This window comes from Stenotrophomonas sp. 17(2023) (assembly GCF_030345315.1).
In the GTDB taxonomy this organism is placed as follows: Bacteria; Pseudomonadota; Gammaproteobacteria; order Xanthomonadales; family Xanthomonadaceae; genus Stenotrophomonas; species Stenotrophomonas acidaminiphila.
The window spans coordinates 1,078,455-1,102,799 of record NZ_CP128405.1 but is presented as its reverse complement, the minus strand read 5'-3'; the positions used below and the strand labels follow the sequence as shown (position 1 = coordinate 1,102,799).

At 70.7% G+C, this 24,345-nt stretch carries 20 protein-coding genes; 4 read left to right on the top strand and 16 right to left on the bottom strand.

Translation table 11 applies throughout. The annotated features are described in order from the left end of the window. Positions 1-36: 36 nt before the first annotated feature. The 9 genes from tolQ to QQA12_RS04850 form a co-directional block, all read right to left on the bottom strand. Complete coding sequence (gene tolQ / locus QQA12_RS04890) at positions 37-813, bottom strand: protein TolQ (protein ID WP_054663926.1); 777 nt, start codon at positions 811-813, stop codon at positions 37-39. Between the two features lie 10 nt (positions 814-823). After that, a complete protein-coding gene (gene ybgC, locus QQA12_RS04885) occupies positions 824-1,252 on the bottom strand; it encodes a tol-pal system-associated acyl-CoA thioesterase (protein WP_054663923.1) in 429 nt (142 codons plus the stop codon). Further along, a complete protein-coding gene (gene ruvB / locus QQA12_RS04880) occupies positions 1,245-2,285 on the bottom strand; it encodes a Holliday junction branch migration DNA helicase RuvB (protein WP_054663920.1) in 1,041 nt (346 codons plus the stop codon). The genes ybgC and ruvB overlap by 8 nt, the downstream gene beginning before the upstream one ends. Before the next feature lie 135 nt (positions 2,286-2,420). Then, positions 2,421-4,337, bottom strand: coding sequence for a potassium transporter Kup (locus QQA12_RS04875; RefSeq protein ID WP_054663917.1), 1,917 nt, complete (start codon positions 4,335-4,337; stop codon positions 2,421-2,423). 36 nt (positions 4,338-4,373) lie between these two features. Continuing rightward, the gene (gene ruvA / locus QQA12_RS04870; RefSeq protein ID WP_054663915.1) at positions 4,374-4,961 is read right to left on the bottom strand and encodes a Holliday junction branch migration protein RuvA; all 588 of its coding nucleotides are present in this window, start codon (positions 4,959-4,961) and stop codon (positions 4,374-4,376) included. A 73-nt stretch (positions 4,962-5,034) separates the two neighbouring features. Next, positions 5,035-5,556 (bottom strand): crossover junction endodeoxyribonuclease RuvC, encoded by a 522-nt coding sequence (gene ruvC, locus QQA12_RS04865; RefSeq protein ID WP_054663913.1) that lies wholly within the window; start codon positions 5,554-5,556, stop codon positions 5,035-5,037. A 75-nt stretch (positions 5,557-5,631) separates the two neighbouring features. Continuing rightward, positions 5,632-6,378, bottom strand: coding sequence for a YebC/PmpR family DNA-binding transcriptional regulator (locus QQA12_RS04860; protein ID WP_056931830.1), 747 nt, complete (start codon positions 6,376-6,378; stop codon positions 5,632-5,634). 66 nt (positions 6,379-6,444) lie between these two features. Then, the gene (locus QQA12_RS04855) at positions 6,445-7,095 is read right to left on the bottom strand and encodes a cobalamin adenosyltransferase (protein WP_056931831.1); all 651 of its coding nucleotides are present in this window, start codon (positions 7,093-7,095) and stop codon (positions 6,445-6,447) included. A 101-nt stretch (positions 7,096-7,196) separates the two neighbouring features. After that, entirely contained in the window at positions 7,197-10,277 is a 3,081-nt protein-coding gene (locus QQA12_RS04850; RefSeq protein ID WP_226050165.1) for a TonB-dependent receptor, read from the bottom strand. 157 nt (positions 10,278-10,434) lie between these two features. Between QQA12_RS04850 and QQA12_RS04845 the strand changes: the two genes are divergently transcribed. Then, positions 10,435-10,959: a sigma-70 family RNA polymerase sigma factor gene (locus QQA12_RS04845; protein WP_054663903.1), complete on the top strand. Its 525-nt coding sequence runs from the start codon at positions 10,435-10,437 to the stop codon at positions 10,957-10,959. Beyond that, positions 10,956-11,969: a FecR family protein gene (locus tag QQA12_RS04840; protein ID WP_082393881.1), complete on the top strand. Its 1,014-nt coding sequence runs from the start codon at positions 10,956-10,958 to the stop codon at positions 11,967-11,969. The genes QQA12_RS04845 and QQA12_RS04840 overlap by 4 nt, the downstream gene beginning before the upstream one ends. Before the next feature lie 43 nt (positions 11,970-12,012). Here QQA12_RS04840 and QQA12_RS04835 read toward each other — a convergent pair whose 3' ends face one another. Together QQA12_RS04835 and aspS are read right to left on the bottom strand one after the other, a co-directional pair. After that, positions 12,013-12,537 carry a GNAT family N-acetyltransferase gene (locus QQA12_RS04835; RefSeq protein WP_226050166.1) on the bottom strand — a complete coding sequence of 175 codons (525 nt, stop codon included), beginning with the start codon at positions 12,535-12,537 and terminating at the stop codon, positions 12,013-12,015. A gap of 7 nt (positions 12,538-12,544) precedes the next feature. Continuing rightward, entirely contained in the window at positions 12,545-14,302 is a 1,758-nt protein-coding gene (gene aspS, locus QQA12_RS04830) for an aspartate--tRNA ligase (protein WP_056931834.1), read from the bottom strand. Positions 14,303-14,460: 158 nt separating this feature from the next. Here aspS and QQA12_RS04825 point away from each other — a divergent pair, with 158 nt between their 5' ends. Further along, positions 14,461-15,438, top strand: a complete 978-nt coding sequence (locus QQA12_RS04825) for a DUF3011 domain-containing protein (protein ID WP_226050167.1) — start codon at positions 14,461-14,463, stop codon at positions 15,436-15,438. Positions 15,439-15,472: 34 nt separating this feature from the next. Here QQA12_RS04825 and QQA12_RS04820 read toward each other — a convergent pair whose 3' ends face one another. The 4 genes from QQA12_RS04820 to bla form a co-directional block, all read right to left on the bottom strand. Then, positions 15,473-16,057, bottom strand: coding sequence for a hypothetical protein (locus tag QQA12_RS04820; RefSeq protein ID WP_226050282.1), 585 nt, complete (start codon positions 16,055-16,057; stop codon positions 15,473-15,475). 106 nt (positions 16,058-16,163) lie between these two features. Then, a complete protein-coding gene (locus tag QQA12_RS04815; protein ID WP_289211197.1) occupies positions 16,164-18,863 on the bottom strand; it encodes a serine/threonine-protein kinase in 2,700 nt (899 codons plus the stop codon). A gap of 97 nt (positions 18,864-18,960) precedes the next feature. Beyond that, positions 18,961-20,196, bottom strand: a complete 1,236-nt coding sequence (locus QQA12_RS04810; RefSeq protein ID WP_226050169.1) for a cation:proton antiporter — start codon at positions 20,194-20,196, stop codon at positions 18,961-18,963. A 70-nt stretch (positions 20,197-20,266) separates the two neighbouring features. Beyond that, positions 20,267-21,145, bottom strand: coding sequence for a class A beta-lactamase (gene bla, locus QQA12_RS04805; protein WP_226050170.1), 879 nt, complete (start codon positions 21,143-21,145; stop codon positions 20,267-20,269). A 171-nt stretch (positions 21,146-21,316) separates the two neighbouring features. Between bla and QQA12_RS04800 the strand changes: the two genes are divergently transcribed. Beyond that, positions 21,317-22,186 carry a LysR substrate-binding domain-containing protein gene (locus QQA12_RS04800; RefSeq protein ID WP_056931840.1) on the top strand — a complete coding sequence of 290 codons (870 nt, stop codon included), beginning with the start codon at positions 21,317-21,319 and terminating at the stop codon, positions 22,184-22,186. A gap of 29 nt (positions 22,187-22,215) precedes the next feature. On the opposite strand, the gene QQA12_RS04795 is transcribed toward QQA12_RS04800, so the two are convergent. Next, the gene (locus tag QQA12_RS04795; RefSeq protein ID WP_056931841.1) at positions 22,216-24,093 is read right to left on the bottom strand and encodes an ATP-binding cassette domain-containing protein; all 1,878 of its coding nucleotides are present in this window, start codon (positions 24,091-24,093) and stop codon (positions 22,216-22,218) included. Positions 24,094-24,345: the final 252 nt, after the last annotated feature.

Here is a 24,345-nt window from a genome sequence, read left to right as displayed (position 1 = left end):
GGCGGTTCCTGTGCGGGCTCGTGCGCGTGGCGCGCATCATTCGTCGGCGCCGGACTGGCGCTGCAGGATCGAGCTGAACTCCTCGGCGAAGGTCTCGTAGCGCACCGACAGCCGTTCCACGCGGGTGGTGAAGCGGTTGTAGGCCCATGTCGCCGGGATCGCCACGAACAGGCCGATGGCGGTGGCGAACAGCGCCTCGGAAATGCCCGGCGCGACCGAGGCGATGCCGGCCTGTTCGCCGCTGCTGATCATGTCGTGCATGGTCACCATGATGCCGAACACGGTACCGACCAGGCCCACGTACGGCGCGTTGGAGCCGATGTTGGCCAGCAGTTCCAGGTTCCGCTCCAGGCCGTCGACCTCGCGGGCGAAGGTGGTGCGCATGGCGCGCTGGGTGCCTTCCAGCTGGGTGCGGCTGTCCAGCCCGCGGCGGCCGTTCAGGCGACTGTACTCGCGGAAGCCGGATTCGAAAATCGCCTCCAGCCCGTCCACCGAGCGGTTGCGGTCGGCGGCCGAGGCATACAGCTTGGCGAGGTCGGCGCCGGACCAGAAACGGTTCTCGAAGTCGTCGGCGGCGCGGTCGGCGGCCTTGAACACGCGCGCCTTGCGGAAAATGATCACCCAGCTGATGAACGAGCCGGCCAGCAGCAGCAGCACGATCAGCTTGACCGGGATGCTGGCCTTGAGCATCAGGTCCAGGTAGTTGATGCCGCCATGGCTGGCGCCGGCCACGGTCTGCGCCGCGGCGGCGCTGACATCCGCCGGCAGCGCCTCGGTCACGGTGGCCTGCAGGGCCAGAAGCAAAGCGATCATCCGATGTTCCTCAGTCTTGCGCGTGTTGGGTTTCGAATTGTTTGAGCGTGGCGTACAACGTGTCGTCCATGGCCTGCGGGCGGAAGTCGCGGGCACCGACCGCGGCCAGCCGCACCTGCGCGGTCACCAGCGGCTGCTCGCCGCGCAGCACCGCCTGGCGGATCACCAGGCTGGCACGGCGGCACTGCAGCAGCTCCACCGTGGCCAGCAGCGCGTCGTCCAGCCGCGCCGGCCGGAGGAAATCCAGCGTCATCGCGCGGACCACGAACACCTGCCCGTCGCCGCTGCGCATGGCTTCCTGGCCATAGCCCATCGCCCGCATCCACTCGGTGCGCGCGCGTTCCATGAAGGCCACGTAGCGTGCGTGGTACACCACGCCGCCGGCGTCGGTATCTTCCCAGTAGATGCGTGTCGGCCAACTGAACCGGAGCTCACTCATTGTCCGGCTGCTCCACGAACAGATCGGCCGGTGCCGCCCGCGGCTTCAGGCCCATGTGCCGGTACGCCTTGTGGGTGGCCATGCGGCCGCGCGCGGTACGCACCAGGAAGCCCTGCTGGATCAGGTAGGGCTCGACCACGTCCTCGAGCGTGCCGCGCTCCTCGGACAGCGCCGCGGCCAGCGATTCGATGCCGACCGGGCCGCCGTCGAAGTACTCCACGAGGGTCCGCAGCAGGCGCCGGTCCAGTTCGTCGAAGCCTTCCGGGTCGACCTTGAGCATCTGCATCGCCGCCTGCGCAACGGCCTGGTCGATGTGGCCACCGGCCCTGACCTGGGCATAGTCGCGCACGCGCCGCAGCAGGCGGTTGGCGATGCGCGGGGTGCCGCGCGAGCGGCGCGCGATCTCGCCGGCGCCCTCGGCGCTGCAGTCGATGCCGAGGATGGTCGCCGAGCGGCGCACGATGCGGGTCAGTTCATCGGCCGAATAGAACTCCAGCCGCTGCACGATGCCGAAGCGGTCGCGCAGCGGCGCGGTCAGCAGGCCGGCACGGGTGGTGGCGCCGATCAGGGTGAACGGCGGCAGGTCGAGCTTGATCGAGCGCGCGGCAGGGCCCTCGCCGATCATGATGTCGATCTGGAAGTCCTCCATCGCCGGGTACAGCACTTCCTCGACCACCGGCGACAGGCGGTGGATCTCGTCCACGAACAGCACGTCGTACGGCTGCAGGTTGGTCAGCAGCGCGGCCAGGTCGCCGCCCTTCTCGATCACCGGCCCGGAGGTCACCCGCAGGCCCACCCCCAGCTCGTTGGCGATCACGTGGCTCAACGTGGTCTTGCCCAGCCCCGGCGGGCCGAAGATCAGCACGTGGTCCAGCGCCTCGCTGCGCGACTTGGCCGCCTGGATGTAGATGTCCAGCTGTTCGCGCACCGGCGCCTGGCCGAGGTAGTCGGCCAGGCGGCGCGGGCGGATGCTGGCGTCGGCGGCGTCGTCCTCGCGGGTGGCGCCGGCGGCAATGATGCGGTTGTCGGTCATGGGGACCAGGGGCCGGAGGCCGGAGGCCGGGAAAAGGCGGACAAGCGTTCGGGCATGTTCATCAGCGGCGATTGTAGGCACAAGCGGCCAGGACTGCCCGTATTTTGCGGGCCCTGGCCGCAGGCCGCGACCCCATCAGATCTCCACCTGCGCGCCCAGTTCCACCAGCCGGTTGCCGGGGATGCGGAAGAAGTTGCTGGCCGGGGCGGCATTGCGGTGCATGAAGGCGAACAGCTTGTCGCGCCAGACCGGCATGCCGCGGTTGGCGGTGGCGACGATGGTCTCGCGGCTGGCGAAGAAGGTGGTGTCCATCGGATCGAAGTAGACCCCGCCGTGGTCGCACGAGCGCATCAGCGCCAACGGCACGTCCGGCGTCTCCATGAAGCCGAAGCGCACGTGGATGCGGTAGAACTCGTCGCCGACCGGCTCGATCTTCAGCCGCTGGCCCGCCGCCGCGTACGGCAACGGCAGGGTTTCCACGTGCAGGAACACGTTGCGCTCGTGCAGCACCTTGTTGTGCTTGAGGTTGTGCATCAGCGCGTGCGGTACCACCGTCGGGTCGGCAGTCAGGAACACCGCCGTGCCCGGCACCCGTACCGGCGGCGCCAGCATCAGCCCGGGCAGGAAGGTGTCGATGCGGATACCGTCCTTGCGCACCTCGTCGCGCAGCAGCTCGCGGCCGCGGCGCCAGGTGCGCATCATCGTGAACAGCGCGATGCCCAGCACCACCGGGAACCAGGCACCCTGCATCAGCTTGGCGCCGTTGGCGACGACGAAGCCCAGGTCGATGACGAAGAACACCGCGCACAGCGCGACGATGCCGTGGCGGGCACGCGGCCACAGCGTGCGCGCCACCAGCGCCAGCAGCAGGGTGTCGATCAGCATCGTTCCCGATACCGAGATGCCATAGGCCACGGCCAGGTTGCTGGAGCTGCGGAACGCCAGCACCAGCCCGAACACCATCAGCGCCAGCCCCCAGTTGATGCCGGGGATGTAGATCTGACCGATGGTGTCGTGCGAGGTATGCAGGATGCGCATGCGCGGGATGTAGCCCAGCTGCATGGCCTGGCGCGCGACCGAGAACGCGCCGGTGATCACCGACTGGCTGGCGATCACCGCGGCCATGGTCGCCAGGATGATCATCGGGTACAGCCCCCAGTCCGGCACCGCCTCGAAGAACGGGTTGGCCACCGCGTCGGGCCGCTGCAGCACCAGCGCGCCCTGCCCCAGGTAGTTCAGCATCAGGCACGGCAGCACGAAGAAGTACCAGGCGTGGCGGATCGGCGGCGCGCCGAAGTGGCCCATGTCCGCGTACAGCGCCTCGCCGCCGGTCACCGCCAGCACCACCGCGCCGAGGATGAACACGCCGTGCCAGCCGTGCTCCAGGAAGAAGCGCACCGCCCACCACGGATTGAAGGCCTTGAGCACCTCGGGCGCGGCGATCACGTTCCAGATGCCGACCGCCGCCAGCGCCAGGAACCAGGTCAGCATCACCGGCCCGAACACCTTGCCCACCTTTTCGGTGCCGAAACGCTGGGCGGCGAACAGGATGGCGAGCACCACCAGGGTGATCGGCACCACGAACCGGCCGAGCCCGGGCGCGGCGACCTCCAGGCCCTCGACCGCGCCCAGCACCGAGATCGCCGGGGTGATCACGCCGTCGCCGAAGAACAGCGAGGCGCCGAAGATGCCGAGAATGCCGACCACGTAGGCCGAGCGCGAGCCGTTGCGCAGGGTGCGCTGGGCCAGCGCCATCAGCGCCATGATGCCGCCCTCGCCATCGTTGTCGGCGCGCATGATGATGGTCACGTACTTGAGCGTGACCACCATGATCAGCGCCCAGAACGCCAGCGACAGCACGCCCAGCACCGTGTCGTGGTCGCTGGTGAGCCCGTAGTGCGGCGAGAACGCCTCCTTGAGCGTATACAGCGGGCTGGTGCCGATGTCGCCGAACACCACGCCGATGGCGCCGACGATCAGCGCCAGGCCGGCGGCGGTGCCGGGCTTGCCATGGTGGCCCGGTGTTGCAGGCGGGGAAGCAGCGTGGGACATGGTTTCGGTCGCCCGGGAATGTAGGGGGATGTGAGGTCAGCGCAGCGCCGATTGCAGCGCCCTGCGGATCACCATGGCGACATCGTCGCCATCGGTCGCCGCATCGCGCGCCATCTTCGCCGCCTCGGCCGGCTTGTAACCCAGCTGCTGCAGGGCCACCGTCGCCTCGGACACCGGGTCGGTGGCCGCCGGCCCGGCCAGCGGCGCGCCGCCACCGGCAAAGTCGGCCGCCTTGTCGCGCAGTTCCACGATCATGCGCTCGGCGGTCTTCTTGCCGATGCCGGGAATGCGGGTCAGCGCGGTGATGTCGCCGGCCTGGATCAGGCGGCCGAACTCGTCCACGCTGGCGCCCGACAGCACCGCCAGCGCGATCTTCGCGCCGATGCCGGTGACCTTCTGCACGTCGCGGAACAGGCGCCGCTCGCCCTCGCGCAGGAAGCCGTACAGCGACACGCTGTCCTCCTTCTGCGCATAGTGGGTGAACAGCACCACCTCGCGGCCGATGTCGGGCAGGTCGTAGAAGGTGCTCATCGGCGCCTCCAGCTCATAGCCGACGCCGCCCACGTCGATCACCAGCCACGGCGGGGCCTTGTGGGCCAGGATGCCACGCAGGCGACCGATCACGGGAACGCCCTCCGCGAACCGGGGAACCGGGGCCGGAGCCCGCGGCATGCACAGGCGTGGCCAACAAAAACCGTCATTTGCGACTCCAGGCAGAACGCACGTCCACGCCCAGCCGTCCGGCCGTGGCGCGCACGTGCGCATGGGTGATGGCCACGGCCAGCGCATCGGCGGCGTCGGCCTGCAACCTGCCCTGCAGGCCCAGCATCAACCCCACCATGTGCTGCACCTGCTGTTTCTCGGCACCGCCGCGGCCTACCACCGCCAGCTTGATCTCGGTGGCAGCGTACTCGCTGACCGGCAGGTCGCGCAGCACCACCGCGCACAGCGCCGCGCCGCGCGCCTGGCCGAGCTTGAGCGCCGAATCGGGGTTCCTGGCCATGAACACCTTCTCGATGGCCACTTCCTGCGGCCGGTACTCGTCGATCAACGCGTGCACGCCATGCACCAGCCGCTTCAGGCGCTGGGCGAAATCCGCCGCGCCCAGCAGCACCAGCGGCTGGTGGTGGACATGGCGGGCACGCCCGGCGGCATCGATCTCGATGATGCCGATGCCGGTGCGCTGCGAGCCGGGGTCGATGCCGAGGATGCGGGTCATTGCCATGGCGGCCGGAAGGAAACGGCGGCCATCATCGCCGGCCGCCGTCTCACGTGACGGGACGCAGGCGCGCCGTCAGGCCTGCTCCAGCCCGGCCTGGTCGACGTTGGAATACACGTCCTGCACGTCGTCCAGGTCCTCGAGCATGTCCAGCAGCTTCTTCACCTGCAGCGCGGTGTCGCCGGCGACGGCGATGTCGTTGTCGGCGCGGAAGGTGATTTCGGCGTGGTCCGGCGCCAGCCCGGCCGCCTCCATCGCGTCCTTCACCGACGGGAAGTTCTCCGGCGCGGTGACCACGTCGATCGAGCCGTCGTCCGGGTACACGACGATGTCGTCGGCACCGGCCTCGATGGCCGCCTCGGTGATCCGGCTTTCAAACGAGGAGGCCTCGTCCGCGCCCGGGGCGTACGTCAGCACGCCCAGCCGCTTGAACATGAAGGCCACCGAGCCTTCGGTGCCCATGTTGCCGCCGCACTTGGAAAAGGCATGGCGCACGTCGGCCACGGTCCGCACGCGGTTGTCGGTGAGGCAGTCGACGATCACCGCCACGCCGCCCGGGGCGTAGCCTTCATAGCGCACTTCCTCGTACTCGACGCCTTCCAGCTCGCCGGTAGCCTTCTTGATGGCGCGCTCGATCACGTCCTTGGACATGTTCGCGGCCAGGCCCTTGTCCATGGCCACGCGCAGCCGCGGGTTGTTGTTGGGGTCGCCTCCACCGCCGCGGGCGGCCACGCCGATCTCGCGGATGATCTTGGTGAAAATCTTGCCACGCTTCGCGTCCGACGCGTTCTTGCGGGCTTCGATGGAAGGACCTCTACCCATGGGGATCTACCGTACATCTGTAGGGAACAAGGGGCGGATTCTACCCGATCCCCGCACCCCGCCCCGTCAGGCCGCCCGCTGCGCGGCAGCCGCGCCGAAGCGTCCGTCGCGCAGGAACGCCGCGACCAGGGCCGCCACCTCGGGCGACAGCACCAGCCCGCTGTGGCTCGCCGGCACCACGCAGTGGTCGGCCAGGCCCGGCAGGCGGGTTTCGGCCAGCGCCACGGTGCCGTCGGAATCGCCATGCAGCGCGCCCATCAGCGCCCCCAGGCCATGCGGCACGCTGCCGGCCACCAGCCCGACCTGCGCCCGCCCGCGCCAGGCCGGCAGGCCGTGCTGCAACAGGCCGCCGCTGCGTCCCAGCGCCGCCGCCCAGCCGTGCCCGGCCAGCGCCCGCGCGGTTTCGCTGCCGCACAGCGGCGAGCCCAGGCAGACCACCCGCGGCACGTCCAGGTCCGGCGCCTGGCGCAGCGCCTCCAGCGCGACCAGCCCGCCCAGGCTGTGCCCGACCAGCGAGACCGGGCCCTGCCCGCGCAACCGCCCGATCAGCGACGGTACCGCCACGTCGGGCCCGCCGAACACGCTGGGATAACCGAACACGCCGACCTGGAAACCGCGCGCGCGCAGGCGCCATGCCAGCGGCCCGACCCATGCCCGCGCGTTCCAGATGCCGTGCAGCACGATCACGCGGGGCTTGTCTGCAGACACGGTGTTCATGGCGCCAGTGTCCCGCATCGGGACGGTGGACGTCATCACCCGGCATCCACGCCGCGCGCGCGGAACACCCCGGCACGGGGTGTTCCGCATGCCTCGCCGCGTCAGTGCAGCCGGTACTCGAACTGCACGGCCACTTCCCGGCCCACCGGGCTGTAGACGTCGTAGAAGTACGGGAAGCTGCTGTTGGTCTCGTCGTGCGGGTGCAGGCTGTTGAACACGTTGTTGACGTAGAGCTTCAACGCCGCCTTGTCGGTGATCTGCCGGCCGAAGTTGGCATTCCACAGGAAGTGCACGCCGGTGCGGCCGACGCCGCCGTACTTGGGCAGGCTGCCGTAGCGGGTGCCGAACACGCCGGCCGACCAGTCGCCCAGCCGCCAGTCCACGCCGGTGGTGATGCGGCTGCGGAAATCCAGGTTGTCCGGGTCGTCGCGCCAGTCCTTCTGCACCGCGTCGGTGGCCTGCACCTGGCGTTCGGAGGCCAGCGTGTGCGACCAGTTCAGGCGCAGGTTGTAGCGTCCCAGCCGCTCCGTCTGCAGCCGCCAGTTGAGCCCGGCATCGATGCCGGCCACGCGACGGTACGACTGGTTGATCGGCAGCGAACGGATCTCGGTGACACGGCCGATGCCCTGGCCCTCCTCCGGGGTACGCGTGACCAGGCCGGTGACCAGCTGGCAGTAGCCCGAACCGGCGGCGAACTCGAACGGCTGGCCGTTGAGCTTCAGACCGGTGCGGCAGCCGGCCTCGCCCTCCAGGATCTCGGCATTGGCCATGCGCTCGAGCGCGCCGTTGAGCTCGATGTTCCAGTAGTCGGCATTGACCGACAGCCCGTCGGCGATGTCCCACACCACGCCGGCGCTCCAGGACTTGCCGGTCTCCTCTTCCAGCGCCGGATCGCCGCGGGTGACCGAGAACATCGAATAGCTGTAGCCCGAACACCCCGGGTTGGCGCCGCCGTCGATGCAGCGCCACGGGTCGACGCTGGTGCCGTAGCTGCCGCTGCCCTCGCTGAACACCCAGTGCATGTCCGGGGCCTTGAAGCTGGTGGCGTAGCTGGCGCGCGCCAGCAGCGAATCGAACGGGCGCCATTCCAGGCCGGCGTTCCAGGTCTTGGCGTCGTTGACGTCGGTCACGTCGTCGTACTTGTCGAAGCGGCCGGCCAGGCTCGCCCTCAGCGTATCCACGATGGGAATGCTGAACTCGACACCGGCGGCGTAACGGTCGCGCTCGCCGCCGCCGTTGGTACCGGTCAGGTTGTACAGCTGCACCACGCCCGGCTGCACCCGCGGATCGCTGTCCAGTGCGTAGCCCTGGCGGCTGGCTTCCATCACCACCGCCATTCCCAGTGGCCCGGCCGGCAGCTCGAACAGGTCACCGGTAAGCACGAAGCTGCCGGTGGTCACCCACGACTCGGCCTCGTAACGGGCCAGGCTGGAGATCGAGGCGTACTCCTGCGGCGTCAGCGGCCGCAGCCAGCGATCGAGGTTCAGCTGGTGGATCGGCACGCCCTTGGACGTGGTGCCCATCTGGGGACCGAAGAAGAAATCGTTGACCAGGTTGCCGACCATGCGCCGGCGGGTGCGCTCGAAGTCGTACTCGGCGCGGCTCAGGGTCGCGTCCCAGTCGAAACGCTCGGCCAGGCGCCCGCGCAGGCCCACGGCCAGGTCCACCGAGCGCTCCTTGTAGTGCTGGTTCATCTCCGCCACGCCACCCAGGTCCACCGGCGACAGGTAGCGGGTCGGAGCGATCACCGCGCCGAACTGCGGGTCGTAGAAGTCGCCGCGGCGTCCCACGCCATCGGTATGCGGGCCGGTGATGCTCTCGAAGCCGCCCAGCGATTCGGCCTTTGAATCCCACACCTGCAGCGACGCCCAGGCCTGCAGCGCGTCGTTGAAGTCGTAGGTGCCGAACACATAGGCGGCCGCCTCCTCCTTGCCCTTGCTCAGGTGCACGTAGCGCTCGTCGTTCCAGCTGCCACAGGCGTCGCCCAGGGTCTGCACCTTGCCGCCGCTGATGCGACGGTAGGTCCAGTCGATGAACTCACCGCCCCACTTCTGGCAGGTCCCTTCCGGCAGCGCGATCAGCGGGTTGCTGCTGCTGGTGCCGCCGCGGCGGATGCGCAGCATGGCGGAGGGCTCGGCGCCGATGCGCGGGTCCGCCGCCGGATTCCGTCGCCGGTCCCAGTCGCTGCGCTGGAAGCCATAAAGCAGCTCCTGTTCGTAGTACTGCAATGCGTAGGTCACGCTCCAGTCGTCGCCGCGGCGGCCACCGGTCCACTGCAGGTCGGCGCGGTCGCGCCCGCCCATCGTGCTGGTGCCGCCACGCAGCTTGAAGACGTCGCCCTCGTAGTTGCGCTTGAGCACCACATTGACCACGCCGGACACCGCATCGGCGCCGTAGATCGCTGACGCGCCGCCGGCCAGCACCTCGATGCGCTCGACCGCGCCGGAGGGGATGTTGCCGAAGTTCTGGAAGTTGCTGCGGCCACCGTAGGGAAACGGATAGTCCGCCGCGCGACGGCCGTCGATCAGCAGCAGCGAGCGTCCCGGCCCGAGGCCGCGCAGGTTGAGCGGATGCGCATTGGCGGAAAAGCCCCCCGACAATTCCGTCTCCACCGCACCACCGGCCATGACCAGCGACTCCAGCGCCTCGAACACGGTGGCATGGCCTTCGTTCTCGATCTGCTGGGCCGAGATCACCATCACCGGCGACGGCCCTTCAACCTCGGCGCGCTTGATGCGCGAGCCGGTGACCTGCACGGTCGACAGCTCCTGGGTTTCGGCGGGGTTGGCTGCCGCAGCCGGCGGCGACGGCCGCGGCGCGGCCGCGGGCGCGGCGGCGCGCGCGATGGTGATCACGCCACCGCGGGTGCTGCGATGGACCAGCCCGGTGCCGGCCAGCAGCCGGTCCAGCGCCTGCTGCACGGTGTACTGCCCGGCAAGCGCCGGCGCGGTGTGGCCGCGGACCAGGTCCGGCGGCACCATGATCTGCACGCCCGCGGTCTCGGCCAGGCGGTTGAGCGCTTCGCCAAGCGGCTGGCTGGCGACGGCGAACTGGTGGGTGGCCGCCGGCTGGGCGAAGGACGCCGGCGCCATGCCCAGCAGCGAGAGGCCCAGCGCCGTGGCCAGCGCGCTGGCGACGACGGTGCGGCCGGGACGGTTCGACGCCCGTGTGGTGTTTCTCATCTGGTTCCCCTAAGCGATGTCGGATGGCGGCCTGTGGCAGGCTCCCCTCTTCGCAGACGCAGCGCGACGCACATCCCTCACCCCGCCGCCGCACGGTTGCGCGGGTGCCACGCCAGCGCTTACCGTCGGCGGGTCATCCGCCTTGGATTCCTTCGCGATGCCGTTCACCGCAGACCAGGTCCTGGCCATGCGATGGGAGCCGGACCACGTCCGCCACTTCCGTCCCATGCTGCTGCGTTACTTCCGCCGCCATCTGCAGCACGACGCCGATGCCGAGGACCTGGCGCAGGAGGCGCTCATCCGCCTGGCGCGCTCGCCGACACGCGTGGACAACGCCGAGGCCTACGTGCTGCGCATCGCCTCCAACCTGCTGCGCGACCGTTTCCGTCGCGACCGCAGCCACCACGTGGTACAGCACGAGCCGCTCGATGCCAGCGTGCATGAACTGCCCAGTGAGGAACCGGCCGGCTATCACGTCTACGCGGGCAGGGAGCGGCTGCAGCAGTTGCTGTCGGCGCTGGACGAACTGCCGCCACGCTGCCGGGAGGTATTCCTGCTGCAGCGCTACGAAGGCATGACCTATGCCGCCATCGCGCTGCAGCTCCAGGTGAGCGTGAGCGCGGTGGAAAAACACATGATGCGCGCACTGCTGCACCTGCAGTCGCGACTGGCGGAAACATGAGCAGACCGGACACTCCCGCCCACGACGGCGGCAACCCCGTGGAGCAGCAGGCGACCGCCTGGTTCGTCCGCCTGCGTGCCGACGACACCAGCGAGCGCGACCGCCAGGCCTGGCAGCGATGGCTGCATGCCGATCCACTGCACCAAGCCGCCTATGGCCGCATCGAGGCGTTGTGGTCGTCGCTGGGTGAGTTCGCCACCGCGCCCGAACTGGCGGTGCGGGTGCCGCGCCCACGCCCGCGCGCGGCGGCGCACCGTGTACCGCGCCGCCGCCGCTGGCTGGGCGCCGCCGCGGCCGCACTGGTACTGGCCTGCGCCGGCGGCATGGCGTTCGTGCTGCTGCCGCCACGGGCGGTCGAGAGCTCCTACCGCACCGCCATCGGCGAGCGCCGTTCGCTGCAGCTCGAGGACGGCACCCGCGTGGACCTGGACGCGGACACGCGGGTGCAGGTGCGCTACGACCCGCGCGGTCGCCTGGTGCGGCTGGACGGTGGCCGCGCGTTCTTCCGCGTGGCACGCGACAGCGAACGCCCGTTCGTGGTCCAGACCGCCGCCGGCAGCGTGCGTGCGCTGGGCACCCAGTTCGAGGTCTCGCAGCTTGGCCAGGCCGCCGACGTGACCTTGTACGAGGGCAGCGTGGAACTGCGTGGAGGCAACGACGCAACGCGGCCCGCCACGCGCCTGGGCGTGCTGGTCCCCGGACAGCGCGCGCGCATGGCCGCGCAGCGCCTGCAGGTGACGGATGCGGCGGTGGCGGCCGGCTCGGCACCGGGCTGGCTGTCCGGGCGGCTGGTGTTCAACGACACGCCACTGCCCGAAGCGGTGGCCGAGTTCGGCCGCTACAGTTTCAAGCCGGTGCTGCTGGCCGATCCGGGACTGGCGTCCTACCGCGTCAGCGGCGTGTTCCGCGGCGAGGACGTGGACGGCTTCATCCAGGCGCTGGGCGAGGTCTACGGGATCCCCGAGCACCACACCGCCAACGGCTCGCACGTGCTCGGCAAGGCGCGCTGAGCGCACACGCCCGCGCCCTGGGCACGGCGTGCAGCGGCGCCAGTCAGGCGCCGCGCGCAGGGCGGCGCAGGATGAACTCGCGGTCGCGCGTGCGCCCGACCGGGAACGCGTATTCGCCGACCGTGTCGAAACCGTGGCGGGCATAGAAGCGCTGGGCGCCGAAGTTCTCCGACCAGACGCCGATCCACAGCGTGCGCGGGCCGCCTTCCAGCAGCCATTGCTCGGCCTGCGCGAACAGCGCGCCGCCCCAGCCGCCGCCCTGGTGGCCGCGCAGCACGTACAGGCGCTTCAGTTCGCCATCGCCCGGGCGGACGTCGGCGTGCGGAAGCCCGCAGGGACCGGCGAAGGCGAAGCCGACCGGCTCGCCGCCGACCTCCAGCAGCCAGGCGGCATGGTCGCCCGACTGCAACTGGCTGCGCTGCAGCTCCGGCGGATAGGCCGTGGCCAGGTAATCGGCCAGGTCCTGCGGCGGGTACAGGTGGCCGAACGTCTCCACGAAGGTACGCTCGGCCAGCGCGCACAGCACGCCGGCGTCGTCGGGCGATGCGCGACGGATGACGCCGGCCATCGGCCGCTCAGCCCTTGGCCGGCTGCGGACGCACCTGCACGTGCACTTCGGCCAGCTGCGCGTCGGCGATCGGCGACGGCGCGTCGGTCATCAGGCACTGCGCACCGGTGGTCTTCGGGAACGGGATCACGTCGCGGATCGATTCGGTGCCGGCCATCAGCGCGGCGATGCGGTCGATGCCGAAGGCGATGCCGCCGTGCGGCGGCGCGCCGTAGTTCAGCGCGTCCAGCAGGAAGCCGAACTTGGCGCGCGCCTCCTCGGCACCGATGCCGAGCAGTTCGAACACCGCGCTCTGCATCTCCGGGCGGTGGATGCGGATCGAACCGCCGCCGATCTCGTTGCCGTTGAGCACCATGTCGTAGCCGCGCGACACCGCGGTCCGGGCGTTGGCGCGCAGGTCGGCCACGTCGTCCACCGCCGGCGCGGTGAAGGGGTGATGCAGGGCCACGTAGCGCTGCTCCTCGTCGTCCCACTCGAACATCGGGAAGTCGGTGACCCACAGCGGGCGCCAGCCTTCAGTGACCAGGCCGAAGTCCCTGCCGGCCTTCAGCCGCAGCGCGCCCATGAAGTCGGAGACCTTGTTGTAGCCGCCGGCGCCGAAGAACACGATGTCGCCGTTGCCGGCGCCGACGTGGGCGACCAGGGCGGCGAACGCCGCTTCGCTGAAGAACTTCTGGATCGGCGAGCTGACCTCGCCGTTGTCGGCGATCTTGATGTAGGCCAACCCCTTGGCGCCGTACTTGGCGGCATGGGCGGCGTACTCGTCGATCTGCTTGCGGCTCAGCGACGCGCCACCGGGGATGCGCAGCGCGGCCACGCGGCCATCGGGATCATTGGCCGGGCCGGTGAACACGGCGAAACCGCTGTCCTTGACCAGCGCGGCGACGTCCACCAGCTCCAGGCCGATGCGCAGGTCCGGCTTGTCCGAGCCGTAGCGGCGCATGGCTTCGGCCCAGGTCATGCGCGGGAACTGCGCGTCGAGTTCGACGTCGACCACTTCCTTGAAGATCGAACGGATCATGTCCTCGACGAAGTCCTGCACGTCGCGCTCGCGCACGAAGGCGAACTCCATGTCCAGCTGGGTGAACTCCAGCTGGCGGTCGGCCCGCAGCGCCTCGTCGCGGAAGCAGCGCGCGATCTGGTAGTAGCGGTCGAAGCCGGCCACCATCAGGATCTGCTTGAACAGCTGCGGGCTCTGCGGCAGCGCGTAGAACTCGCCCGGGTGCATGCGCGCCGGCACCAGGAAGTCGCGCGCGCCTTCCGGGGTGGCCTTGGTCAGGATCGGGGTCTCGATGTCCTGGAAGCCGCGCGCATCCAGGTGGCGGCGCAGCGCCTGCACAAGCTTGATGCGGGTGCGCTGCATGCGCTGCATCTCCGGACGGCGCAGGTCCAGGTAACGGTACTTCAGGCGGGTGTCCTCGCCCGGGTTCTCGTGGGCGTGGAACGGCAGCGGCGCGGCCTTGTTGAGCACGGTGATGCGGCTGGCGATCACTTCCACCCTGCCGGTGCGCATCTTGTCGTTGACCGCGTGGCGGGCACGCACCACGCCTTCGACCTGGAGCACGTCCTCATAGCCCAGCGACGCGGCAACCGCGAACACCTCGGCGTTGTCGATCTCCACCGTTACCTGCACGATGCCTTCATGATCGCGCAGATCGATGAAGCAGACGCCGCCCTGGTTGCGGGCAACGTCGGTCCAGCCGGCAAGGGTCACGGTTTGGCCGATCAGGGTCTCGTCGACCAGGCCGCAGAAGTGGGTACGCATGGAAAGCTCCGCAGGGGAATACCGGCACGGGAGGGTGCCGGCGAGCCGGCTATTTTGCGGCCGGCCGGCGAGCGGAGCAAATCCGCGGCGCAGTCACGCCCGCTTAAGCCAGACTCTTCCTATAGTTCGCCCATCCAAACCTGAACAGGGACGCCGCCATGAACCGCCCGCTTCTGCTCGCCGGACTCACCGCCCTCCTGCCCGGCGCCCTGCTCGCCACCAGCGCCGCCGCGCAGTCGCCCTATGGCAACGGCCCCGGCACCGTGGCGGCAGTGCGCTGCGAGAGCATCAACAACCGCCAGCAGGTCTGCAATACCGGCTGGCGCGACGCCATCATCGTCCGCCAGCTGTCCAGCACCCGCTGCATCGAGGGACAGAACTGGGGCAGCCGCGATGGCACGGTGTGGGTCGGCAACGGCTGCCGCGCCGACTTCGGCCCGGGTCGCGGCGGCTGGAGCAACGGCGGCGGCAACGGCAACTGGGGCGGCAACGGCGACACCATCCGCTGCGAGAGCAACGACAACCGCCAGCGCGTGTGCAACACCGGCTGGCGCGGCGCGGTGCTGGTGCGCCAGCTGTCCAACACCCAGTGCGTGGAAGGCCGCAACTGGGGCAGCGGCAACGGCAGCGTGTGGGTCGACAATGGCTGCCGCGCCGAGTTCGCCGAAGGCCGCGGCGGCAACTGGGGCGGCGGCTGGGGCGGTGGCAATGCCGGCAACGGCGACACCATCCGCTGCGAGAGCAACGACAACCGCCAGCGCGTGTGCCGCACCGACTGGCGCCGCGCCACGCTGGTGCGGCAGTTGTCCAAGTCGCAATGCATCGAAGGCCGCAGCTGGGGCAGCAGCAACGGCGCGATCTGGGTCAGCGACGGTTGCCGCGCCGAGTTCGCCGAAGGCCGCGGAGGCGGCTGGGGCGGCGGTGGCAATGGCAACTGGGGCGGTTCCAACTACAGCATCGAGTGCAGCAGCGAAGACAACCGCATGCGCTCCTGCGCCTGGGAACGCCGCCAGGGCCGCCCGGTACTGATCCAGCAGCTGTCCCGGACCCAGTGCGTGGAAGGCCGCAACTGGGGCTACAACGGCAACAGCGTATGGGTGAACGGCGGCTGCCGCGCGCGCTTCGGCGCACGCTGAGGGCGGCTGTCGGGCTGGAACCGAAGGGCGCCGGTCAGGCGCCCTTTTCCGTGGCGGCGGCATCGGCGCCCCACGGCGGCGGCGGTGCCGCCACCGGCCGGGTGAGGTCGAACTCGACCTGGAACAGGCGCCCGTCCGGTCGCGACAGTTCGTACAGGAAGCGCCGCCCCGGCTCGACTTCCATCGCCCAGGTGTTGCGCACCGACCCGGCCAGGCCCTCGCGCTGGAACATCGCCACCGACTCGGCGTCCACCGGGAACGCCTGCCGTTGCGCGGTCCCCGGCTCATGGGTATCGCCGCCGTAGAGGGTGACCTTGTCCTGGCTGCCATCGGCATGGCGGTGATCGTGCTTGAGCCGCAGGCGATCGCCGACGCGGGTCAGCACCCAGGTCCGCGAACGGTCCTCGCCGACATGGAACGGCACGCGCAGCTCCTGCGCCGGCGCATCGCACCCGCGCACGTGCATCACCAGCACCTGGCCTTCGAAGGGATCGGGCGTGGCGCTCGCCGGCTGGTTGGCCACCACGCGGCCGGCGAAGGCCTGCCCGCAATGCTGGGCCAGGGCCGCCAGGAACCCGGCAGCGCCGGTATCGGCGGCGGAGGGAGCCGGTGCCGCCATGGACACCGGCGGAGCGAGCAACAGCGGCAGGAGACCTGCGAGGAAAGAGCGCTTCATGCCCCGACCCTAACCGCTGCGTCCGGTGGCGGCAAGCCGCGCCGGCGCGTCACCGCGACGGCGGCAGCTCGCGCAGCAGCGGGCTGCTGGCGGCCAGTTGCGCGCGCAGTACCGGCGCCGCCCGCGCCGACTCCTGCTCACCACGCCCGCCGGCCGCGGCCAGCGCCCCGGCCAGGGCCAGCCGCCAGCGCGCCGTCCGCGCCGAATCGGCACCGGACAGGCGCGCGCTCGCGGCCACCACCTCGCGCCATGCAGCGACGGCCGCCGCATCGCCTTCGCGCTGCAGCGCCATGGCCTGCAGCACCTGCTGGCGCAGTGCGGTCTCCGGACTGGCCGCCGCGGCCTCGGCGGCCATCGCCGCCAGCGCCGCCCGGGCGTCGTCGCGGCGGTCCTTCAACAGCAGCCATTCCGCCCAGCCCTGGCGCACGCGCAGGCCATTGGCGCTGCCGGCGGGGATCCGCGGCAACCACGCCGCGTGCGCATGCCGCACCAGCGCATCGCCTTCGGCGTGGCCGTGGCGGGCCAGCAACAACCCCAGCTGCAATTCCAGGTCGAGCGTGTCCGGGTGCCCGTCGCCGATCGCCGCGCGGCGTACCGCCAGCGCCTCGCGCCACGCCGCCTCGGCGGCTGCCGGGTCGTCACGGGCCTCGGCCAGCTGCGCCGCCGTTTCCAGCATCGCCGAGTAGTTGAAACTGTCCTTGCCCATCACCTCGGCCGACAGCCGCAGCGCGGTACGCACATGCCCGTCGGCGCGCAGGTAGTCGCCCCTGCGGATCAGCGCACCGGCCAGGCGGTTGTTTTCGCTGACGTAGTACACGCTGCGCTCGCCGAAGATGCGCGGCGCGCGCACCAGGTTGGCCTCGAACGCGGCGATGGCCTCGTCCAGCCGTCCCTGGTCGAGCAGCACCAGGCTGCGCTCGCTGTGGCTGGACCAGTAGTCGAACGACGTCGGTCCGAACATGCGCAGGAAGATCGGCGTCGAACGCTCGAACATCGCCGCCGCCGCGGCCAGTTCGCCCTTGCGCCGGTACATCATGCCGAGGTTGTCCAGGGTCACGCCGATGAACTGCTCGCGGCGCGCCAGTTCATGCCGCTGCAATGCCTGCCTGAAGGCCGCCTCCGCTTCGCCGTAGCGCTGCTCGGACAGCAGCGACAGCCCCAGCGAGTTGTAGGACTGGGCGACCCGGAAGCTGTCCGCCGGCTGCTGCCCGAGCAGGGCCAGGGCGCGCCGCGCCAGCGCCTCGCCCTCGCGGCCGTCGCGGTTGTTGGCATGGCTGCCGGCCAGCAGGTTGAACTGGCGTGCGGCCTCGTCGATGTTGCGCGTGCCACCGCGCGCGGCCAGCGCCTCGGCAGAGGCGCGCATCATCGGGTTGGCGCGCTTCAGGTCGCCCATGTTGCGGTAGGCCAGCCCGATCACGCCCTTGAGCCGGGCCTGCACCTCGGGCGATGCCTCAAGCTCGGCGTCCACACGCGCCGCGGCGCGGTCGAGCACCTCGCGTGCGCTGATGTCGTCGCCGGCACGCGCGCCCTTTTCGCGCGGGTCGGCGGCTTCGAACATCGACACCAGGAACGCGCTCACCTGTTCGGCGACCTGCGCCTGGCGCTCGGCCTCGGCGCGGGCCTCGGCCAGCCAGCAGACGAAAGCGCCCACCAGCAGCAGGACACCGGCCAGCGCCGCGGCGCCCTTCCAGTTGCGCCGCAGCCAGCGCCCGCCGCGGTAGAACCCGCCGCCGCCGCGGGCCAGCACCGGCCGGTGCTCGAGGTAGCGGCGGACATCGGCCGCGAGCGCCTCCACCGAGGCGTAGCGCGCCGGCGCCGCGGCGGCCACCGCGCGCATGGCGATCGCGTCCAGGTCGCCGCGCAACGCGCCGCGCCAGGCGCAGCGCGCATCGGCCAGGCGGCTCGGCGGCAATGGCGCCTGCCCCGCCGCCGGGCCGCGCGCGGCATCCTGCGCGGCCAGCAGCCCGGCCAGCACGATGCCCAGGCTGTAGACGTCGCTGGCCATGCCCTCGGGTTCGCCCGCGCGCAGCTCGGGCGCCGCATAGCCGGGGGTGAAGAACGGCTGGCGGCCCGGGCTGCCGTCGTTCTCGATCAGCCGCGCGATGCCGAAGTCCAGCAGTACCGGCTCGCCGTCGGCTCGCACCAGGATGTTGGCCGGCTTGAGGTCGCAGTGCAGCACCAGCCGCGCATGCGCGGCCTGCACCGCCGCGCACACCTTCAGGAACAGCGCCAGCCGCTGGCGCAGGTCGAGGCGACGTTGCCGGCAATGGACGTCCAGCGCCTGCCCGCGGACGTACTCCATCACCAGATAGGGCTGGCCACCGGGCGTGGTGCCGCCGTCGTACAGGCGCGCGATGTTGGGGTGCTGCAGCCCGGCGAGGATGCGCCGCTCCGCGGCCAGGCGCTCGGCGATGCGCGGGTCGGGCGCGGCATGCAGGACCTTGACCGCCACCTCCTGCGCGTACAGGCCGTCGGCGCGCTCGGCACGGAACACCACGCCCATGCCGCCGCTGGCCAGGCGCTCGCACAACCGCCACGGCCCCAGCCGCTCGCCTTCGCCCTGCTCGACCTGCGCGCCGGCCGCACGCAGGCCGCGCAGCGGCGACTGTGCGCGGGACAGGTCCACGGTCTGCGCCTGCAGCAGTTCCAGGGTTTCGGCGACCACCGCCGGGTCGGCGCTCATGCGCGCCAGTTCGGTCCGCCACTGCGAGGGATGCAGGTCGCAGACCGCATCGAAAAGTTCACGCACGCGCTGCCAGTTGTCGCTATCCACTCACCCGCCCCGGTCGACATGCCGCCCATGGTGCGGCGGCTCCCGGGAGCGGATCATAGCCGCGGCGCGCGGCCTAGCCGGAAGGCGGCCGGGCGGCATCGATCACCGCCGGTTCGGCGCTGCGTGGCGGCACCGGCGCCGGCTCGGCCACCGCCACGTCGTGCGCGGCGTCCTTGCCCAGCGGATCCACGCCCAGCGGCGCACGCAGCACCAGCGACGGCAGCAGCGTGTTCAACGCCGCATACAGCAGCAGCGCACCGTACAGCACCGCCGGGGCGTCGAAGCGTTCGCGCATGATGCCGGCCAGCACCAGGGTGAAGATCAGGGTCGGCGACAGCGCCAGCGACACCCGCAGGCTGGACATGAAACTCTCGCCGAACAGCACCCGCCGCTGCAGCCAGACCACCGCGATGCGCAGCGGCAGCACGACCAGGGTGATCACCACGCCCAGCCCCAGCGCCTCGAAGCTGAGCGCGTCGCCGGGCACCTTGGTACCGGCGTTGAAGAAATAGAACGGAACGAAGAACGAGGCGAACAGGCGCAGCGCGTGCAGGTTCTCGTGCGAGGCCAGCAGCGGCATGCGCTGCTGCAGCAGGCGCGCGACCAGCCCGGCGATGAAGGCGCCCACCAGGTAGTACACGCCCAGCGAATAGGTGATGTAGGCCGCGAGCAGGCCGACCATCACCAGCAGCGAGAACTCCGAGCCCGGCGCATGCGGCGCCACCCAGCGGCCGAGGCCGACGAACAGCAGCGGCAGGCCCACCATCATCGCCAGCAGCACCAGGCTGGACAGCGCCATGTGCGCGGGATCGCCGGCCTGCAGCACCACGAACAGCGCCGCCAGCGCCAGCAGTTCGCCGGCGATGGCCTTGCTGCTCACCCAGAACCGTTCCGCCTCGTCCAGGCCCAGGCGCGCGAGCGAATCCATGATGAAGCCGGTCGACGGGGTCAGCAGCGCCAGCGCCAGCAGGCCCGCCGCCTGCCACTGCAGGCCGCCGTAGCGCCACCCCAGCCAGGCCACGCCGGCCAGGGTCAGGCTGCGGATCAGCAGGTGCACCAGCAATGGCCACATGCCGCGCCGCAGGTCCTTCAAATCCACCTCGAGGCCGGCGAACAGGAACAACGAGGAAATGCCCAGCGTGGCCAGCAGCCCCACCACCGGGTCGTGCGCGCCATCGCCCAGCCACAGCATCACGCCGATGCCGAACACCAGGCAGGTCAGCGGCGCCGGTACGCAGAAGCGCTGCAGTGCGCGCGGAATCACCAGCAGCGCGAAGATCAACAACAGGTAGACCAGCTCGCGGCTCATGCGCGCGGTTTCCTTTCCCCAACTGGCGCACAGGGTACACGTGCCGCTGCCGCCGACGCACCGCCGCGGCTCAGCCCAGGTACGCGGCCGCCCGTTCGCCGACCCGGCGCAGGATGCCATCGCGACCCGCGTCGTCCAGCGTGGACCCCTGCAGGAAAGCGGCCAGCACCCAGGGCGTACCGCCGCGCCGCGGCCACAGCACGGCGATGTCGTTGCTGGTGTCGCGGCCGTTGCTGCCGGTCTTGTCGCCCACCCGCCAGCCCGGTGGCAGCCCCGCGCGCAGCCGCGCGTCGCCGGTCTCGTTGTCGATCAGCCAGTCGGCCAGTTGCCGGCGCCCGGCCAGGGCCAGCGCATCGCCAAGCACGAAGCGCTGCAGATTGCCGGCCATCGCCGCCGGGCTGGTGGTGTCGCGCGGATCGTCCGCCGCGAAGCGGTTTGCGTCCGGCTCGTAGCGCGCCGCCAGGGTGACCGCATCGCCCTGCGCGCGCAGGAAGGCGGTGAGCCCGGCCGGCCCGCCGACCAGCGGCAGCAGCAGGTTGGCCGCGGCGTTGTCGCTGGTGGTCAGCGTCGCCCGGCACAGGTCGCGCACGCCCAGGTCCTTGCCGACATGGCGCGCGGTGACCGGCGAATGGGCGAGCAGGTCCGCCGCCCGCACCGGTACCCGCTGGTCCAGCGACAGCGCGCCGCGCCCGGCCCGCTCCAGGACCGCGGCCGCGAGCAGGAACTTGAAGGTGCTGCACATCGGGAAACGTTCGTCCATGCGCTGGCCGAAACGCGCGCCGCTGGCCGGATGCCACAGGCACACGCCCAGGCGCCCCCCGCTTTCGGCCTCCAGCGCGGCAAAGCCGGCCGCCGCCGGCGCAGACACGGCGCGGGCCAGCAGGGGCACGGCGGCAATGCCGGCACACGCGGCACCGCCGAGGGCGAGAAACTGGCGGCGGTCGATCATGCAGGCGCGCTCCGTGGGTGGGGATGGCCACGATTATCGGAAGCGGCGACAGCGCCCGACCAGCGCGAAAAACCAGCAGCAGCCATTAGATAAATAAGGGTCAAAGCCCCGATTTACGCACCCATACCGGGAATAATGCGATTACCCATCACCGGTCGTTATGGCTCAGGCATGATCCGCCCCCAGCTTCCGCTCAACGCCCTGCGCGCCTTCGAGGCCGCCGCACGCCACCTCAATTTCACCCGCGCGGCGCTGGAGCTGTGCGTCAGCCAGGCCGCGCTGAGCCACCAGATCCGCAGCCTGGAAGAGCGCCTGCAGGTCACGCTGTTCCACCGCCTGCCGCGCGGGGTGGCGCTCACCGACGAAGGCGCAGCGCTGCACCCGGTGCTCACCGACGCCTTCGACCGCATCGCCATCGCCCTGGACCGTTTCGCCGGCGGCCGCTTCCGCGAGGTGCTGACGGTGGGCGTGGTCGGGACCTTCGCCACCGGCTGGCTGCTGCCGCGGCTGGGCGATTTCGAGGCTGCGCATCCGGATATCGAGCTGCGCCTGCAGACCCACAACAACCGCATCGACCTGGCCGGCGAGGGCCTGGACCTGGCGATCCGCTTCGGCGAAGGCGACTGGCAGGGCCAGGACTGCACGCCGATCGTCGACGCGCCGTTCGCGCCGGTATGCGCGCCGTCGCTGGCGCGACGCCTGCGACAGCCACGCGACCTGGCCGCGGTGCCGCTGCTGCGCTCCTACCGCAACGACGAATGGCCGCGCTGGCTGCAGGCAGCCGGGGTGGTCGGGGTGGAGCCACGCGGCCCGGTGTTCGACTCCTCGCTGGCACTGGCCAGCGCCGCCGCCGCAGGCGCCGGGGTGGCGCTGCTGCCGCTGCGCATGTTCGAGCAGGACCTGGCCGACGGCCGCCTGCTGCAACCCTTCGCGCAGACCCTGGTGCTGGGACGCTACTGGCTCACCCGGCTGCGCTCGCGCGCCGAACGCGAGCCGCTCAGGCGTTTCCGCCTGTGGCTGCAGGCGCAGGGCCAGGCGTAGCCGCCGGCCCGCGCCCAGCACGACACGCCCTAGTCGAGCAGTTCCATCCACGCCGCTTCGGCCTGCTCCAGCTGCTGCGCGAGCACCTCGCGCTCGCTGCCGAGCCGGCCCATCTTCGCCGCATCGGCGTAGTTGGCCGGGTCGGCCAGCTGGCGGTCGATGTCGGCCAGTGCCGCGCCCAGCTGCTCGACCTTCTTCTCGGCCGCCTCCAGCTTGTGCGGGTTGACCGGCTTCTTCGCCGGTGCCGGCTGCGCGGCCACCGGCGCAGGCGCCGGTTCGGCCGGCTTTGCGCCCTTGTCGGCGCGGTCGGCCTTGCTGCGCGCGCCCTGCGCGCTGGCGCGGGTGCGCAGCCACGCGGCGTACTCGTCGAGGTCGCCGGCGAACGGCTCGACCACGCCGTCGGCCACGCGCCAGAAGGTGTCGCAGACCAGGCCGATCAGGTGGCGGTCGTGCGACACCATGACGATGGCGCCTTCGAACACGCTCAGGGCCTCGGCCAGCGCCTCGCGCATTTCAAGATCGAGGTGGTTGGTCGGTTCGTCGAGCAGCAGCACGTTGGGCTGCTGCCAGGCGATCAGCGCCAGCGCCAGGCGCGCGCGCTCGCCGCCGGAGAAGCCGTCCACCGGCTCGAACGCGCGGTCGCCGGGGAAGTTCCACTTGCCGAGGAAGTCGCGGAAATTCTGGTTGACGCCGTCCGGGTCGATCTCGCGGAAGTGGTCCATCGGCGTGGCGCCCTCGCGCAGCGACTCCACCGTGTGCTGGGCGAAATACCCGATCTTCATGTCCGGGTGCGCGCTGCGCTCGCCGGCCAGCGGCGGCAGGTCGCCCACCAGGGTCTTGACCAGGGTGGTCTTGCCGGCGCCGTTCGGGCCGAGCAGGCCCACGCGCTGGCCGGCCTCCAGGCCGAAGCCGACGTCCTTCAGGATCACCGCGTCCTGGCCATAGCCGGCCTCGACGTGGTTCAGGCGGATCAGCGAGAACGGCAGCTTGGCCGGCTCGGAGAACTCGATGCGGAACTCGCGCTCGGCACGCACCGCCTCGGTGCCGGTCATCTTGGCCAGGCGCTTCATGCGGCTCTGCGCCTGGGTGGCCTTGCTGGCCTGCGCCTTGAAGCGGTCGATGAAGCTCTGCAGGTGGGCGCGTTCGGCCTGCTCCTTCTCGTGCGCGATCTGCTGCTGGCGCAGGTGTTCGGCACGCTGGCGCTCGAAATCGGTGTAGCCGCCGGTGTAAAGCCGCGCGGTGCCGCCGTGCAGGTGCAGGGTGTGGGTGGCGACGTTGTCGAGGAACTCGCGGTCGTGCGAGATCAGCAGCAGCGTGCCCGGGTATTTGAGCAGCCACTGTTCAAGCCAGTACACCGCGTCCAGGTCGAGGTGGTTGGTCGGTTCGTCGAGCAGCAGCAGGTCGCTGGGCATCATCAGCGCGCGCGCCAGGTTCAGGCGCGCACGCCAGCCACCGGAGAACGCGGCCACCGGGCGGCCGTGGGTCTCGGCCGGGAAGCCCAGGCCATGCAGCAGCTTGCCGGCCCGCGCCTCGGCGTCATAGGCGCCCAGTTCGGCCATCTTCTGGTGCGCGTCGGCGACGGCTTCCCAGTCCTCGCGCGCGGTCGCGGCGGCTTCCTCGGCCAGCACCGCGGCCACCACGTCGTCGCCGCCCAGCACGAAATCGATGGCGCGGTCGGGCAGCGCCGGGGTTTCCTGGGCCACGTCGGCGATGCGGATCCTGCCCGGCAGCGACACATCCCCCTTGTCGGCTTCCAGTTCGCCACGCACGGCGGCGAACAGGCTGGACTTGCCGGCGCCGTTGCGCCCGACCACGCCCACGCGGTAGCCGGCATGCAGGGTGAGGTCGACGTTGGACAACAGCAGGCGCTCGCCCCGGCGCAGGGCGAAATTACGAAGGGAAATCATGAGGGGGTCCGTTATAACGAAAAGGAATGTACACCTGAGCAACATTCCTGCGACGCGATTCTAGCGTTAACGAATACTTGACTGACGCTTCCCTCGCATCGGTTTCGTGCCGGGATGCCCTCCCCCGAACCCCGCCGGGTGCCACGTCTTTTCGGTCGAAATGCTTTCAGCAGCAACGACATAGGCGGGCCAAACGGCATTTGACACCGCGTAAAAATTCCATTAATCCATGATGACGCACCGTACGCCCCC